Annotated in this window: 15 protein-coding genes; 3 read left to right on the plus strand and 12 right to left on the minus strand. The window is 60.6% G+C overall.

Features of this window, described 5'->3' with window-relative positions; genetic code table 11:
• Positions 1-23: 23 nt before the first annotated feature.
• The gene (locus ACID345_RS22635) at positions 24-335 is read left to right on the plus strand and encodes a hypothetical protein (protein WP_011525152.1); all 312 of its coding nucleotides are present in this window, start codon (positions 24-26) and stop codon (positions 333-335) included.
• A 314-nt stretch (positions 336-649) separates the two neighbouring features.
• Positions 650-850 carry a cold-shock protein gene (locus tag ACID345_RS22640; RefSeq protein WP_011525153.1) on the plus strand — a complete coding sequence of 67 codons (201 nt, stop codon included), beginning with the start codon at positions 650-652 and terminating at the stop codon, positions 848-850.
• 214 nt (positions 851-1064) lie between these two features.
• Here ACID345_RS22640 and ACID345_RS22645 read toward each other — a convergent pair whose 3' ends face one another.
• The 8 genes from ACID345_RS22645 to ACID345_RS22680 all read right to left on the minus strand — a co-directional run bounded on the left by ACID345_RS22645 (position 1065) and on the right by ACID345_RS22680 (position 7331).
• Positions 1065-2036: a hypothetical protein gene (locus ACID345_RS22645; RefSeq protein WP_011525154.1), complete on the minus strand. Its 972-nt coding sequence runs from the start codon at positions 2034-2036 to the stop codon at positions 1065-1067.
• Positions 2033-2524 (minus strand): hypothetical protein, encoded by a 492-nt coding sequence (locus tag ACID345_RS22650; protein ID WP_049762016.1) that lies wholly within the window; start codon positions 2522-2524, stop codon positions 2033-2035. Before ACID345_RS22650 ends, ACID345_RS22645 begins: the two co-directional genes overlap by 4 nt.
• Positions 2525-2526: 2 nt before the next feature.
• Complete coding sequence (locus ACID345_RS22655) at positions 2527-2943, minus strand: hypothetical protein (protein ID WP_011525155.1); 417 nt, start codon at positions 2941-2943, stop codon at positions 2527-2529.
• A complete protein-coding gene (locus ACID345_RS22660; RefSeq protein WP_011525156.1) occupies positions 2943-3530 on the minus strand; it encodes a hypothetical protein in 588 nt (195 codons plus the stop codon). Before ACID345_RS22660 ends, ACID345_RS22655 begins: the two co-directional genes overlap by 1 nt.
• Before the next feature lie 283 nt (positions 3531-3813).
• Positions 3814-4785, minus strand: coding sequence for a hypothetical protein (locus ACID345_RS22665; RefSeq protein ID WP_011525157.1), 972 nt, complete (start codon positions 4783-4785; stop codon positions 3814-3816).
• A gap of 252 nt (positions 4786-5037) precedes the next feature.
• On the minus strand, positions 5038-5346 hold the full coding sequence (locus ACID345_RS26020; protein ID WP_049762017.1) for a hypothetical protein: 309 nt from the start codon (positions 5344-5346) through the stop codon (positions 5038-5040).
• A gap of 188 nt (positions 5347-5534) precedes the next feature.
• Entirely contained in the window at positions 5535-6026 is a 492-nt protein-coding gene (locus ACID345_RS22675) for a hypothetical protein (RefSeq protein WP_011525159.1), read from the minus strand.
• A 39-nt stretch (positions 6027-6065) separates the two neighbouring features.
• Positions 6066-7331 (minus strand): phage portal protein, encoded by a 1266-nt coding sequence (locus ACID345_RS22680; RefSeq protein ID WP_011525160.1) that lies wholly within the window; start codon positions 7329-7331, stop codon positions 6066-6068.
• A 112-nt stretch (positions 7332-7443) separates the two neighbouring features.
• On the opposite strand from ACID345_RS22680, the gene ACID345_RS27125 reads away from it, so the two are divergent.
• Positions 7444-8187, plus strand: a complete 744-nt coding sequence (locus tag ACID345_RS27125; protein ID WP_011525161.1) for an energy transducer TonB — start codon at positions 7444-7446, stop codon at positions 8185-8187.
• 49 nt (positions 8188-8236) lie between these two features.
• On the opposite strand, the gene ACID345_RS22690 is transcribed toward ACID345_RS27125, so the two are convergent.
• The 4 genes from ACID345_RS22690 to ACID345_RS22705 all read right to left on the minus strand — a co-directional run bounded on the left by ACID345_RS22690 (position 8237) and on the right by ACID345_RS22705 (position 15654).
• A complete protein-coding gene (locus tag ACID345_RS22690) occupies positions 8237-8620 on the minus strand; it encodes a four helix bundle protein (RefSeq protein ID WP_011525162.1) in 384 nt (127 codons plus the stop codon).
• 160 nt (positions 8621-8780) lie between these two features.
• Complete coding sequence (locus tag ACID345_RS22695; protein ID WP_011525163.1) at positions 8781-10271, minus strand: terminase; 1491 nt, start codon at positions 10269-10271, stop codon at positions 8781-8783.
• A gap of 27 nt (positions 10272-10298) precedes the next feature.
• Positions 10299-12725 carry a hypothetical protein gene (locus tag ACID345_RS22700; RefSeq protein ID WP_148210227.1) on the minus strand — a complete coding sequence of 809 codons (2427 nt, stop codon included), beginning with the start codon at positions 12723-12725 and terminating at the stop codon, positions 10299-10301.
• Positions 12726-12987: 262 nt separating this feature from the next.
• Positions 12988-15654, minus strand: coding sequence for a hypothetical protein (locus ACID345_RS22705; RefSeq protein ID WP_011525165.1), 2667 nt, complete (start codon positions 15652-15654; stop codon positions 12988-12990).
• Positions 15655-15785: the final 131 nt, after the last annotated feature.

Genomic DNA, 15785 nt, shown 5'->3' on the forward strand with positions numbered 1-15785 from the left:
TCTCTCCCCGGAGCCGAGTTCGCATGACTGATCGCGAAACCGAACACGTCGTCGCGTTGCAAACCGCTCTCACCGCAAAATTCACCGAGCTCGGATTCCCCGCCGGCCCCGACCTCGGCAACCTCGTCCATCACCTCTCCGAAATCGCCGCCCTCGGCCAAACCTTCTCCCAGGAATCCCTGCCGCTCCTGCTCTCCCTCTCCACCGACCACCGCCAGTCCTTCGCCACGTTGATCGCGCAAATCAAACACGACCTCGATTCCATCCGCGACGCCATTACCGACGCCGACGCCCCTCTAGCCGACCTCCTCGCCCACCTCGCCCACGAGCAGTAACCGCGCCCCGTAATTGCGACGCGGCAATATCCCTCTGTCATCCTGAGCGAAGCGTGCGAAGCACGCGAAGTCGAAGGATTCCTGTCCTCTCCCGGACCTATCGGGATACGACTCTTCCCCGGCCCAAACCCGCGCTCCGCCCCCCAAAGCCCCTCCCAAAGAGCCCTCCAACCGTCCTAATGGGTTCCCACTAGACACGTGCGGTACAATCATTTCCGCGTTTGACGAACGGACGTGCAGTACCTGCTGTTCAGCCTGTACACACCCTCCGCTTCACCTAACGTACAAATCAACAAAAAGGAATTTGCATCACCATGGAGCAAGGAACAGTAAAGTGGTTTAACGACGCTAAAGGTTATGGCTTCCTCACCCGTCAAAGCGGCGAGGATGTCTTCGTGCATTTCTCCGCCATCCAGTCCAAGGGCTTTCGCAGCCTTCAGGAAGGTCAGACGGTTTCCTTCAGCGTCGTAAAAGGTCCAAAGGGTCTACAGGCCGAGAACGTGCAGATCGTGTAACAGCACGTCCCCAGCTTGCATTTCGAAAAGGGCAGCCCCCACCAGGCTGCCCTTTTCGCATGCACTAATGTTCCCTCTGTCATGCTGAGCGCAGTCGCGCATAAGCGCGACGGAGTCGAAGCACCCCTATCCCCTCCCGATTGCCTGCGAGAGCGCTCCCCAAAATTCCCTTCGTGAACCTTCGAGTCCTCCGTGGTGAAAGCTTTTGCTTTTTCTAAAACGCCGCTGCACTCTCAGAAGGAAGGTAACTTCTCCAGCACACGCACGCTTCGCCATCTATCCCGTCCACCATCGGCATCGCCCGAAACACCGCCTTCAACGTCCTTCCCACAATCGGTGACGCAATCTCTTTCACCCCTTCCGCCGCTCCGCCCAACACCTGCAACCGCGGATAGAAGAAACAGATCTGCCCTCCCGAATCGGATGGCATCACAAACACCGCCGACCACTCCTGGAAGTAGCTGCCTCCCTCACGGTCAACAAATCCCGCAACTTTCTGCACCGCCGCGTTCACCTGCGGATCGCCCCCCGGCAACGCCTGCGCCAGCACCAGTGAAGTCGCAGTCTTCGATTGCACCCGCCCCACGTTGAACGTCGCACGACGAGTGAAGTCCATATCGCGCATCACGCCGTCGTTCGCCGGCACGTAAGCCGCCGCAATTCCCGATCCCACATATCCGGCCTCGCCGCGATAATCCACATCCACCGCAACCAATTCCCCAGCGGCAAACCCCGCCAGTGCCGCAGCCTCCAGCACCAACTGCGTCGCCGTGGATCCCGCCATCAGTGTGCTCGCCACTGCCGCCTGTCCCCCGCACGGCTGCAACGATCCCCCAACTCCCGCGAGCACGTTGTAGTGCACGGACCCTCCGGCCAGCGCCATCTGCAGCTTGCCCCAATTCAAAAACTCGCACTCCACCCGCGCATCAATCGCTGAACGATACTGTGCCGCCACTGCGCCACTCTCGCCTGTGCGCACCGCATTCACCGCAGTCTGCGGCGTGCGCGCAAAGTTCTCCACGCAGCCAAGATCGATCCACGGTTTCGTCGGCGCATCCGGATCAAACCCCGTGCATGGATCGAAAATTGCCGGCGTCCCATTCACGCGATCCACCGGCGCGAAGTATGCCCGCACGCTCCGCCCAATCGGATGCATCTGCGATTGCAAAACCGGCGCCGTGCTCATGCCGCACACTCCGGGTAGAAGTACACCGCCATCGTCGCCGCACGCCCGAGCATCGTCGCCGTCTGTGTCAGCGGCCCCAACTCCGGCGCTGCCCAGAACACCTTCGACCCCAACCCGCACGCCGTCGTCCGCGAATAGTCCAGCTTCGGTGTCTGCTGCGGCGAGGTGATCGCCATCAGTTCCGCGTCCATCGTTGCCAGCGAGCGTCCACGATCGCCCTCACCGCCATCGCATCCGCACGTGCGATACCGCACTGTCACGTCCGCCTTAAATATTCGCGACTTCACTTCCGTCGCTTCGCTCAACGGACGCACGTTCCCCCACTCCATGCAAAATGCCTCCGCCGGATGCGCGCACTCACCTGCCTCGTTCTCCGATACAAGCAATCCCGGCCGCACTTCGCCCGCCACCACCACCGTCCGCTCCGGATTCACCTGTTGCAACCGCGCACATAGCGCCATGTAAAAACTGTCTTTCGCTGCCTGCATCTCTAAACCTCCGCCGTCACGCGATACACGTACTCCACGCCCGCCAGGAACTCCGCCTGCACATTCGTAATCCGCAGCAGCGTTCCTTCGTGCATGATTCCGCGCGCTCCCGCCAGCCATTGCGTTCCGCTCGGTTCGCCTTCTTGCTCCGCGAATTTGCGCACCACGCGCGCCGGCATCACGATTTTCAATTTCATCGCGGCCGGCGGTACGCATTCCGCGCTCACCACCGCCGGCCCGACCACCACATCGTTGTATTGCGGCAGCGCCTGTCCCAACTGCCGCTGTTGCAATGTCCCCGTCTTTTGCGACACCCGGATCACATGCACATTCGTCGCGCCCACCGCGCGCAGCATCGCCTCCGCCGCGCGCGCCATCGCAAATCCTCTCGCCGCCGATGCCCCCATCGCATCCAGCATCAGCCCACCTTCTGCGCCACATAAGGCGCCAGCAACTCGCGCACCGACTCATCCAGCAGCGAATCGCGGAAATAGTCCACCCGCATGGTGTCGATCTTGCTCGTCTTTACGTTCAGCGCCGGTGTCGCCACCGCATTGCGCACAATCTGCGCGCACGCATGCTTCACCGCATCGGGAACCTGCGCCCACCCCGCGGTGTACGTGATCTCCAGTTCATCGAACGTGAATCCCAGCATCGTGGAGATCACGTTCACTTCGCCCGTCTCCGCAAACGTATCGAGCGACGACGTATCCATCGCCGTCCAGGTCCCCGGGATCCCAAACACCGCCGCCACGTCCGCCATCTCTCCGCGCCGCGCCTGCGAAAACCTCCCGCGCGTGCTCACCACTTGGGCCAGCGGCAAATACGAAAGCCGCACCGTCCGCGCCCCCGGCAGCACCCGCACCCGCTCCACATACTGCGTCTGCTCCAGCGACGGCCTCTTGCAATGCGCATCGATCATCGTCGATGCCATCTCCACCCAAACATCCGGCACCGCCGGATCCAACCCATACTGCGAATACTCCGAAGCATCGAGATAACTCATCCCCGCATCTCCCCAATCTCTGTAGTTCCGCGTGAAGTTTCCACGGCCGGGTGCCCCATGTCTCGCGCCTTTCGAGACGTGGGGATGTTCACTCCGTCCCACCCGCATTTCGCGCTCATCGAGGAACCCTCTCCCCCACACCATCGCAAGGCCGAAGGCCGGCCACGCTTCTAAGCACGACGCGCCAGCGTCGTGAACGCTCTCTCCAAAAACAGAAAGCCTGCTTTAGCAGGCGACACGGCAACGCTCGCGAGGCGCCAACCTCGCGAGCAAAGCCAACCTCCTATCGATGCACCTGCACCGCGGCATGCGCATAACTCGCGCCCTTCACCACCACGCCGCCAAACTTCACCACGACCAACTGCGACGCCAAATTCCCCGACAGTCCCAACTGGAACACCCGCGGATTCGCATCCGTCAGCCAGTGGTACTCGATCATGTCTTCCTGCACGATGTAAGCCGGCAGCACCGCAGTCCCGCTGCCCGGCGTGCCCGTGTAACCCAGCGACCAATCCGGAATCAGCGGCAACTCGCCGGCCTGCGTGGCCAGCGTCTTCACCTTGTATCCAGCCGTGATCTCCGAAGTCGAAAGCACAACGTTGAACTCCGACTTCATCTCGCGATCGAGCAGATCGAGCAGCACCGGGTTCGCATAAATCGCCGACGGACGGCACTCGTAATTCGAATTCGCGACCATGCTCGCAATCTGCGATTTGAGCGCATCCACAATCGAATCCGTAGTCGCGACCGAAGTAATGTTGCCGCCGCTCGTGATCTGGTTCGCAACGCCGTAGTACTGCGTCGTGGTCGGTGCACTCAGCGACGTATCGTTGCCGTTCCACAGCGCAACATCATGCGTGCGCATCAAGCCACTGACGGCGTCCGCCAGGTCCTTCGCTTGCAGATAAGCGAACTGGCTCTGCTGTGCGCCGACTTCCAGGTCGAACAGGTTGTAGTTGATCTGCGAAACCATCGCCTTCAGCGGCACCGAACGCTCCACCCGTGTCGGTGACGAAACCGTCGCAACAATCGTTCGCGGATCAACAAACGCGTTGCCGGCGGAAGGAGCCGCAATCGCCGTCTCCTCGAAGAACCGCGACGGATGCCCGGTTGCCGGAACCTGCTTGATGCGCTGCCCAAACACGCCGCGGCGCCGGACAATGTCCGTAATCTCCGACTGATAGCGGTTCACTTCCACCGCACCCGGTCCCATGAAATCCGCCGCCGCATGCAAATCAATAAACTGTGTCTTCATTCCCACTTCTCCTTTTCGAAAAAGAAACCCCAAAACAAAACGGCGAGCTCAAAGCCCGCCGTCCCCACTCCTGTCATCCTGAGCGAAGAATCCGGACACCGATCCGGATTCGCAGTCGAAGGACCCCTATCGGTTCCGGAATGCGTCGGCTCCAAAATGCGTCAGTTCCCCAACGCGTCGGTTCCCAATGCCTCCTCCGGAACGATCCGAAAATTCCCTTCGTGCCCCTTCGTGGTAAAAGTTTTTTGCGGTCTACCGCAAAACCCCAGCCCGCGCCAATTCCGCCTTCACCGCGATCCGCTGCTCCACGCTCAATCCCACAAGCGCCTTTTCGACAGCCGACTCCTCGTAATGCTCCACGCCACTCTTCGCCAGCAGCGAAGCAATCACCGGCGAAATCGTCTTCCGCTGCGAAGCTTCCGCCTTCACTTCGACCGCAGCCTTGTCCTCCACGCACGCCACAATGCGATCCACTTTCGCATTCAGCGCCTCATACTGCGCCTCAATCCGTCCCATTACGCTCTCCAACTTATCCAGCGCTGCCGTAACCTTCTCATCCATAGTCATCAATCTCCTTAACTGTTGTTGTCATCCTGAGCGAAGCACGCGAAGCGTGCGCAGTCGAAGGACCCCTGTCCTCTCCACAACGCGTCGTTCCACCCTCGCCCGGCGCAGCCACCACACTCTTCCCCTCACCACTACACTCTCTTGTCATCCAGAGGAGCGCAGCGACGAAGGATCTGCTTTTCCTACTCGAGACCAAACGCCGTCTCGCGATACGCCGCCTTCTCCCGCTTCAACACCGCTGCCCCCGTGAATGCAAACTCCGTCACCGCCCACACCCCGCGCGACGCCTCACACACTCGCGCATCGGCAATCTCGTAGCTCATCCCCAGGTCGTAAGACGACGCAATCTCTCCCACCACCTCGGGAAAATCGTGCGCGAACAAATGTCCCGACACTTCCACCCGATCGCCCACCAACTCCGCGGAAGTAATCACGCCAATCTTCCGTCGCGCGTCGTGCCCATCCATCAAAGGCGTGTAATCCACCGCCATCCCCAGCAATGAATTCATCGCCCGCTCGGTAGCCGCCCGCGTCAGAATCACACGATTCCCCCGCGCCCCCGAAGGCGCCCGATCGCTAGCCCTCCCCACAACCGTCAACACTCCCCGAAACCCGCGCCGATTCGGATGCCCCGTCACTACAGGCATCTCCAGCGCCATCGCCTCCACTTCCATTCAGTCCTCCTCCCAAAATTCCTTCGTGTCCTTCGTGTTTCAAGATTTTGGGTTGAGTCCGCGCATCCTTCGCACTTCCTCCACCGTCAACACGCCGCTGCGAATCAGAATCTCCTGCAACTGCGCCTGTTCGAGTTCGTTCGTTGTATCCAGCCCCGTGAAAACGAACTCGATATCCCGATACCCCATTCCCTTCGCCATCACATCGCGCGTCAGATGCTCGGCAAACAACCGCGCCGTCGGCACAATCGCCTGCTGGAACGCCATGTCCGTCAACTCCGCTGCCGTCGATCGGTTCACATCGTTCTCCAGTCCCAGGAACACCGCCGGCAGATCGAACGCATCGGCAATAATGCGCATCAGGAACTCCTGCCATTGCAGCCGAAGATCGGCATCCGTCCCGCCGCCGAAGCGCAGCACCTCCGGCTTCTGCTCCGCCGAAAGTATCGGTACGCGACCCGTTCCTTCGATCTCGTCCTGCCACCACCGGATCAGCCGCTCATGCTGCGCCGGCGTCACATCGTTCAGCCACAGCGCATACTGCACAACAGAGTTGGAAGCCAGCCGCCCCGCATACCGGTGCGCCCCAAGGAACGCATGCACCGTCTCAAACGCGACTTCCAGCCTTCCCAATCCAAACGGCGTATGCGTCCGCGGGTTCAGCCGTATGTACGACAGCTCTTCATCGTTCAGCGATACTTGTCCCGCCGCGCCCCACGCCCCCGTCTGCTGCACATAGCGCGGCGATCCCTGCTTCCCATCCCAATCCGGCCGGATCTTGATCGTCGCCCCATCGACGGGCCACAGTTCCATTCCATCGTTTTCTTTGCAGATCTCAATCGCGCCAAACCCACCGACAATCACATCCTCGAGCACCTGCTCCGCCAGCGACCGAAACGAATCATCCGGGTTCGGTGACTCAAGCATCTCCGTCACCGCCGCGATGCGCTGTTCCATCTCCGCGTCGAGCTGTCGCCCCGCCCGCGGCTGCACCCGCCATCCCATGCAGGCAATCCGGTCCTTGATCGTATTGATCGCCTTACGAGCCACCGGCGTCTCCGCAAAGTTCCGCAAATTCGCCGGCGTAGCCTTCGGCATCCCATCGCCACGCGCCCCCATCGTTAAGACAGACGGCAGCGCCCGAGTCTTCCGCGCCTCTCCACCCGAAGCCTGCACCGATCCCGCCAATTTCTCGCCGTCCGCGCCCACCGACAATCCCAGCGTTGTCATGGTGAGCGAAGCACGCGCAGTCGAACCATCCCTATCGATCCGAAATACTTTCCCCAACTTCTCTCCAATCCCCATCTAATCTCCTCCCAATCTTTCTTCTGCGCCCTAAAGCAAAACGCTCCCATCCCGGGAGCGCCTTTTCACAATCTCTCGTCCAATCTCTCGCAACCCACTACAATCTCACCCGATGCGCCTCGCGTTCATCCTCGTCCTCTGCACCTCAGCGCTCTTCGCTCAGTCCAAACCCCCCGATAATCCCTGGTGCAAACATCTCCCCCCGTCTGACGTCCGCATTTTGCAACCCTATGCCCAGAGCTTTCTCACGAAGCGCGTCGAACTCCAATGTACCGGCGCGTGCGCCTCAGCGCTGCGCATGCAAGGACAAGTGGCAGTCGACATCGTCGTCAATAGGGACGGCGAGCCCATCTCAATTTGTGGGTTATCCGGACCACCGCCTCTCATCACAGCCGCCATCGACGCCGTCCGCCAATGGCGCTTCAGGCCTTATCTTCTAAACGGAGAACCGCACCCGTTCGTAACCACGTTCGCCCTCAGCACCACAGCCCTGAGCACCACAGCCCCCAACCCACAATCCACTCCACTCAAAGAATCTTGCACCACCATCAAGGAACTCCGCCGTGCCCTGCGCATTCGAACCTCCGAGGTCGTCGCCCGCGACCTCCTAATCAAACGCATCGATCCTGTCTGTACCGGATCCTGCGAATCGCGTCACGATACGATCGTTCTCAGGGTGACCATCAACGAGAGGGGCGAACCCACTTCCCTGTGCGTTTTCTCCGGGACCGGACCTCTCATCAATCCCTCCATCGAAGCCGTTCGGCAATGGCGTTTCAAGCCTTATCTTTTGAATGGCGAACCCGAACCAATCGAATCGCTCATCACCCTCACCTACCCGACCGAGCACAAATAGAGAAAGCTCCCGTCAAGGGAGCTATCACGCCTGGTTGGCGCCCCGAAATCTAAAGACGCCCTTCGTCGTACATCCGCCGTCTTCCTTGCAGATGTCTCATGAATGCGGTAATCATCTTCCTCACATCCTGAAGTTCGGCTGACAAGCGCCCATACACCGGGACGACGAGAAATCCAAGATCTCGCGCTAGCAAAAGGTGATTCTCCAATTCGCTTGCCGATCCGGATGCAATCTGCAGAAACCGCAGAAATTCTGGATTGCTGTCCTTCCCCGCGCCTTCCGCTATGTTCGCTCCGATGGACGCAGCCGCTCTGCGAGTCTGCGATGTCAGTCCGTATAACTCAGAAGAGGGAAATCCCCCGGTTTCTCGATACACCCCTAACGTCAGCCGGTGCGCCCTCTCCCAAATTGCAAGTGTCCGAAAGTCCCGCATGCGCTGTTCTCTCGCCCATCTCGAGCCCTTCCATCCTATGCACGATCTCACCTCTCAGATGTGCGCCACATCACAATGCGACCCAATTCGGGTCGCCGTTTGACCTCACATTGCTAACCCCTAATGCCTAACTCCTAAATCCCTTCTTCCCAACCCGCTGCTAAACACTCACCGCAATGCTCATGGCCAAAACCAAATCATCATGCGCTCCGCTACTAGCCGCGCACGCTCCGTCGCTCTTCCGCACAAACGCCTTACACTCCTCCAGCAACCGCCGCGATTCGAATTTCTCCGGTTCCTGCCGTAGAACGCTAGCCAACTGCTCAATCATCCGAGGCCGCGAAGCCGAAGTAGTCAACCACCCCGTCTGCCCGCGCTCTTCATAAAGATGACGATAACTCTGTTCCAAACACACCAGCACGGCGCAACCATGATTGTTCCGCTCCACCGCCACCAACGCGTCGTTATACTCGCGACCCAACTGTGAAACTCGCGAAGCCAGTTCCACCGGCGTGTAATGCCCGCGCAATTCCGCGCACTGCAACCCCGTCGAGCGTTCAATCACTTGCGCTGCGGCATAGTCGCCTTCCGATCCACCGCCCGCCGGATCCACGCCAATCACATACTCTCGTCCACGCACCGGCGGATAGTAAGTCTCGATCCGCCCGTTCTCGCGCGTCTCCACCGGCCCGCGCAATTCGGCCAAACGTTTCTCGATGACGTCCACTTCGAACACGCATTCGCCGCTCGCCAGGAAACACTCTTCCGGCGTCTCCGCATACTCCTGCCGCGCCAATTTGCCGAAGTTAAATTGCAGCTCGCGACGAAACGCAATCTGCTCTCGCGATAATCCATATCGCCCCACGAGCGACTCCTCCTCCGGACTCAGCTCCTCCGCGCGATGCCCAATCGTGTAGCTCTTCTCCCACCACCACGGAAAGAAGTGCTGCGTGTATCCCTTCTCTTCCGCATGTTGCCACTCATCGTAAAAACATCCACCCGCGCCATTCGGCGTGCTCTCCAGCACAATCTCGCCATGCTTCGGCACCGCCGCCCGCAGTGACGCCAGCACCTCCGCCGCATCTCCCGGCCAGCGCGCCACCTCCGAACAATGCAGGTTATGGATCGTCAGCCCACGCCCCGCATTCACGTCCGCCGCGCTCTCCACCAGGTACGCGCTATCCAGTTTCGGAAACACAATCTGCCGCGTGTTCAGCCGCGACGTCGTTAAAGCGCCCTTCCGCATCTCTTCGGGCAGGTTCTCCACGAAGCGATGCACGATGCGGAAGATCTCCTCGGCCGCCGTCTGGTCGTGCGCCACCTGGACCGTAACCGTCCCCGGCCGCATAATCGTACTCAAGAAAAATCGCGACGCGACATACGTCGTAATTCCCAGCTGTCGCGCCTTCAAAACAATGTTTCGCCGCGAGCACGTCTTCGCATAGTGTTGCTGTGCCCGGTTCAACCGAAGTGGAATCAGGTGCCCATGCTTCTCGCGGATCTGCAACAGCATCGTCGTCCACACGTCACGATTCAGCCACCGCTTCGAATACCTCTGGTCCAGTTTCCGGCCCTCCTCCACTAGATCGAGAAGATCCGGATCATCCACCGCCTCCGCCTTCGTCGGAGTCTCCACCACATCGCTGCTCATCCCCACCCTCACATCTTCCTCACGCCATCAATTCGTAATCGTGTAAGCCAGGCACGCTGGGTTCGTCGTCGGACCCATGTTCGTCTCGATCGTGAATCCCACTCCCGCCGTTCGCGTGCTGACGAAATACGCCGCTCCCTCCGAGGCCGACGCCGTAGTGCACGTCACTCCCAACGCCGCCCCCACAGACTCGTCGAACATCACCGTAATCGTCGAGGTCGCCGTCACCGCCGTCGTGTTCACCGTCACTGAGTTTGCCGCTGCCGCAATATTCACGAACCCCTGCGCGCTCGAGCCACATGGCGCCGGGACCGCGGCAGATGCACAGTGTCCGAGAGCGAGCGACGTTCCCACGATTTCCGCAAATGTTCCTCCCGCACTCGACACGAATGGGATCGCGGCCGTCAGTTGGCTGCTGGTAATGTCGAATACGTCCGCGCCCATGATGGTCGTGTTGTTCGCCGCCGCATAGAAGTGGTGTTGCGTTGCCGCGTATTGCACCCCGCTTCCACCGCCATAGTTCAGCACCGTGTTCCCCGCCGAAGCATTCGACAGTATCAACGTATCGAGATGCGACCCATCGTAAGAACGGGTTGCGAACGGACAGGTTTGCAGCGTATTTGCCGACTCTGCGGACTCACAAACCAGGCCTGCCCCGGTCCCAGTGGTGAAAACTGTAAGGTCGCCAACACCCACCGTTGCTCCGCCCACCGCAACCGGACCGGAGAGCACGCGGTATTTGTTGAATGTCTTGTCGAGATAATCGAACGTGACAGCGGACGCTTCACCCAGCGACCAGTTCAGCGAAGCCTCGTCATAGATCGTGAGGTTCGCGGCGGAAGTGTTCGCAACCGTGCCATACACCGCTCCGCACGCTTGATAACGGTTCCCGCTCAGATACGACGTGCCGTTCCCGGCGCTTCCGCCAACGTGACCGAGATAGATCGCCTGGTTACCCGTCCCACAAATTCCGAAATGTGAGTTGATAATGCGAAGTCCTAAGATCGAACCCGATGTCGGATCCGCATAAAGCTGGTAGTACGGGCCGCCGCTGCGAGACGTGTTGTTGGCCTCAAGCCATGCCCCGTAGAAATCGTTCTCGACCACACCCTGCGTCGTGTTACCTACCAGCTTCACCCCTTCAAGCCCGTTTTGTTCGGCAATCAACCCATAGAAGTGCAGGCCCACCCCGCCTTCCACGTCCACTCCGTTGAGAGAGTTGAACCCGAACCGGCAGCCAAAACACTGGATCGTCGTGTTGATGTTCCCCGACACTCCATCGCCAATCACCATCCCTGATCCCGAGTTGTAGTCTCCGTGAATTCCGTAAAAGTTGATCTCCTCGGCCGCCACCAAATTGAACCCTGCCGTCTTGAAGTGCTGCGCCAGCACGTTATAAATGTTTCCGTTCGCCGAAAGCGGGCCGCCTGACGAATGCCCGAACAGAATGCCGCTCGTGCATGTGCGGTTCCCGTCGAGCAGCAGATCGTAAATCGCAAATCCCTGGGTCACGCCCGCCGACACCGCGCTGTTCACCGTGAACAACTCGCCCGACCCCGTGCACTTGATGAACGCCGACGACGTTGCATTCGAGCCCGAGCCGCGAATCACAAACGATCCGCCAAGAACGATACCGCCCGCCGTCGAATAACACTTGCCCGGCGAAAACACGAACTCCCTGCCGTTCGACGCAACCAGCGCGTTCTCCCAGCCCGTGTAGCAATTGCCCGTCGTGCCATCCCCTGCGGTCGAAAACTGGTCCACCATCACCGTACCGTTCACCGTTTGCGACGTGATTCCCACGCTGAATGCCTGCGGTTGCGTGAAGGTGTTTGCCGCGTTCGTCCGCGCCGCATACACACTCCCGCCCGCATTCGCATCCACATAATTTTTGCTCGCGGCGTCCGTTGCCTTCACCGGGTCCGGCACGCTCGGTGACGTCGCAAAACTCTTCGCGCCCGTCACCGTCTGCGCTCCGCCCACCGACACCAGGTTCGATGTCGCCCAGTCCTCGGTCAAACTCTGCACCGCCATCGTCGCCGGAACTTCCGTCGCCCTCACCCGTGCCACCGTCACCGGAGATTCCGCCGGCACCAGCCAAGCCTCCTTACTCGACGCCCCTCCATCCAGCTTCATCGTCACCGAGTAATACGAACCCGCCGGAATCGCGCCCGCATTCGGCGCCAGTGTTACAGAGAAGATCCCATCCGCCCCCAACTGCACCGACTTCGTCCCCGCCGCCACCGCCGCGCCATCCGCGGTCACAAACGCGTTCCAGGAAATCACCACCCATCCCGAGGCCGGCTTCCCATCGGCGCGATAAACAACGTCTGCAATCGTCGTAACCTGCGGCCCCGCAGCTCGCGCCTCCATCACCGCCCACGCACAAACCACCCCCGCCAAAACCGCCCAACAAAAAAGCCGCCCCAGGCGGCCACCCAATCTAGTCATCATCTCTCACCCTCTGTCATCCCGTGCGAAGTCGCGCAAAGCGCGACGCAGTCGAAGGACCCCTATCCCCGCGATCCAGCATCCCCCTCATGCGCCAAGCGTCAGCCCGCACCACTCTCTCCCTCACACCGCCCCAGGCCGCAGGCCGACGCGGCCTCTCAGCACGACGCGTCAGCGTCGTGAAACCACGGACCAAAAATTAAAGCCCGGCTTTAGCCGGGCGGTGCGGCCTCTGCTCGCGATGCGCCAGGTTCGCGAGCCGACCCTAATTCACCACCACCGCTCCCACCGCCCGCGCCGCGCTCCCGTCCCAAACAAACTCCTGCACCGAACACTTCCCGCTCGACGCCCCAATCACCCCGCCGCCCTTCACCGAAGCCGGCCACGCAAACGTCCGCGACCCCGTCGCATCCTGGCAAACGATAAACAGCAACCTCTGCCCCGCCGCCGCATTCGTCAGCGTCGACGACGTCACGTTCCCCGTCAGCGTAATCATCTGCGTATCGCCCTTGCTGAAATCAAATGCCGGCGTCGCCGAAAACGTCACTGCCGCGAATCCCCCAATCAATCCACCCGCAGCCGAGATCTGCTGATCGCTCTTCAACACTCCCGCCGACCCACGATACAAATTCGTATCGGATGTATTGGAATTCCCTGCATACCACTGCAGCTTCCCCGCCACATCCAAGTCGAACTCCGGATAATTGGTCGCCGCCGAATTATGGTTCGTGTCGCGCGATTGCAAAACTTTCCCATTCGCCTGCAGCGTCACATAATCGTTGATAAGCGTGTTCCCCGCCGTAATCCGCGGCGTCGAAGTCATGTTCATATCGAGGGAGCTCAAGTCGCAGTTGCCCGCGCATTTCGGCCACCAGCCATAACCGAAGTCCGCGCTCGGTGGCTGTACCACGAACGCACTGGCCCATCCCGTCATGTGCAAATCGCGCACATGCACAATCGCGGTGTTGCAATCCGTCGGGACGTTGCAATACAGCCCCATCGGCGCGCTCGTGCCCACGGTGCTCCACGCCGGGTTCTGCCCCGTGATGTTCTCGATCGTCACATCCACGGGAAATCCGTTGTTGCCCGTCGCCGTTGTATTCACCAGCGCCACGATTGCGCCGCTGTTCGCGAACGGCACCGCGTTGTTCTCAATGCGCGCATCGGAGAACTTGTATTTCGTCCGCGGCTGCCCGCAATTCGCCGGCGTGTTATCGATCAAGAAATATCCCAGCGGATTCGTCGGCGGCAGCGGATTATTCAACGGACTCAAGTCCGCCGTGAACCTGTCAATCACCGCGCTCGACGCCACATAGCACGGTGCCGCCGATGCGAACCGCACCATGTATCCCGCAATCGAATCCCACCGTAACTTCTGCCAGTGCAAATTCACGAACCCTTGCGTCAATTCAATCGAATTCCCGCTCGCTCCCAGGAAGCCGTCTTCTTCAAGGAAAAATCCCGCGTCTACCGCCGCATCGAATTCAATGTGCGTCTTCGGCCAGTTCGTTCCCATGCGCAACTGCACACCCTTGATGCCGCCCCAACTCGCGCCGCCTGCATAGCCCGCGGGCACCGTCACCATCGTCCCGCCGGTCGCGCCCACCCACAGCAGCGACGTCTTCAGCGGCCCCATCCCTTGCCACGGCACGCTCTTGTACTGCAGCGTTCCACTCACCACGTAGTTCGCCGCCGGAAACAACAGCGTCGGACACAGGTTCCACGTTCCACCGCCCGCATTGCATCGCGTCTTCGCCGTATCAATCGCCGACTGGATCGCTGCCGTGTCGTCCGTTCCAATCACCGCCTGAAACAGAAAGCTCACCGTCGCGTTCGACGTCGTATTCGCTGCAGCCGCCGTCAGGTTCACATGGCTTGCATCGGTAAACGATGCGACGGTCGTTTGCAGCACTCCGCCATTCGCCGCGGCGCCCGGCACATAAATCGTGTATCCCACCATCGCCGCCGAGAATTTCGCCGACGCGCTCGTCAGTACTTTGCTTCCCGACGTCATAGCCCCATCACTCACAGAGAGCGGTGCAATTGTCGTCACCGCCTGCGCGGCGAGCGTCACGTGGTTCGAATCCGTGCACGATGCAATCGTCGTTTGTAGCGTCGCGCCACTCGTTCCTGCGCCCTGCACCCAGATCGTCCGCCCCACGTCCGTCGGACACGTAAACCGCCCCATGGCCGACGCCAGCGCCGCGCTCCCCGCCGTCATCGCCGCATCGGAAATGAACTTCCCATCGCCCTTCACGCCAAACCACCGCACGTCGATGTAAGTAGGAGACGACCCGCCGACAACAACGTCCGCCATCGACTGCTGCTGCGTGAACGTATTTGCCGTTGCAGTCCGCGCCACGCCAGTCAGTGCCGCATTCGCCGTCGCATCCACATATCCCTTGCTCGCCGCATCCGCCGTGTTTTGTGGCGATGGCACGCCGGGCGACTGCGCAAACGACTTCACCCCACTCACGCTCTCATCGCCTGCTTTATGCATCGCGACAAGATCTACATACGCCTTCGTTGCTGCCTGCGCTGCGACGTTCGGCGGCATCATCTCCGTTCGAATGATCGCCAGCGTTGTGGTCTTTGTGGCCGGTACCACCCAATACTCCGAAGCCGTCACGCCCGCTGTATCTCGCGTCACGACTTTGTAGAACGTCCCCGCCGGCACCGCGCCCGCATTCGGCGCCAGCGACACATCCACCGCACCACGGGCGCCAATCGCGACGGTCATCGATCCCGCTGCCACCGCTGCTCCATCGGCGGTCGTAAATTCCGGCCATGTGATCGTAAGCGTCCCCGACGCCACCGATCCGTCGGCGCGATACATCGTGTCCTGCACCCGCGTCAGCCCCGGTCCCGCAGACCACCCGCGCACCACCCACACCAGGCACAGCGAAATCAACACCCACCCAAACCTCTTCATCCCAATCTCCCTCTGTCATCCTGAGCGCAGTTCGCAGAGCGACGGAGTCGCAGGACCCCTATCCGCTCCCATCCCGTCTCGCGTGGGCGAAGAAAACCCTATCGCACCCCGACCTCCCGTTTCAGTGACGC

Source organism: Candidatus Koribacter versatilis Ellin345 (genome assembly GCF_000014005.1).
Taxonomy (GTDB): domain Bacteria; phylum Acidobacteriota; class Terriglobia; order Terriglobales; family Acidobacteriaceae; genus Korobacter; species Korobacter versatilis_A.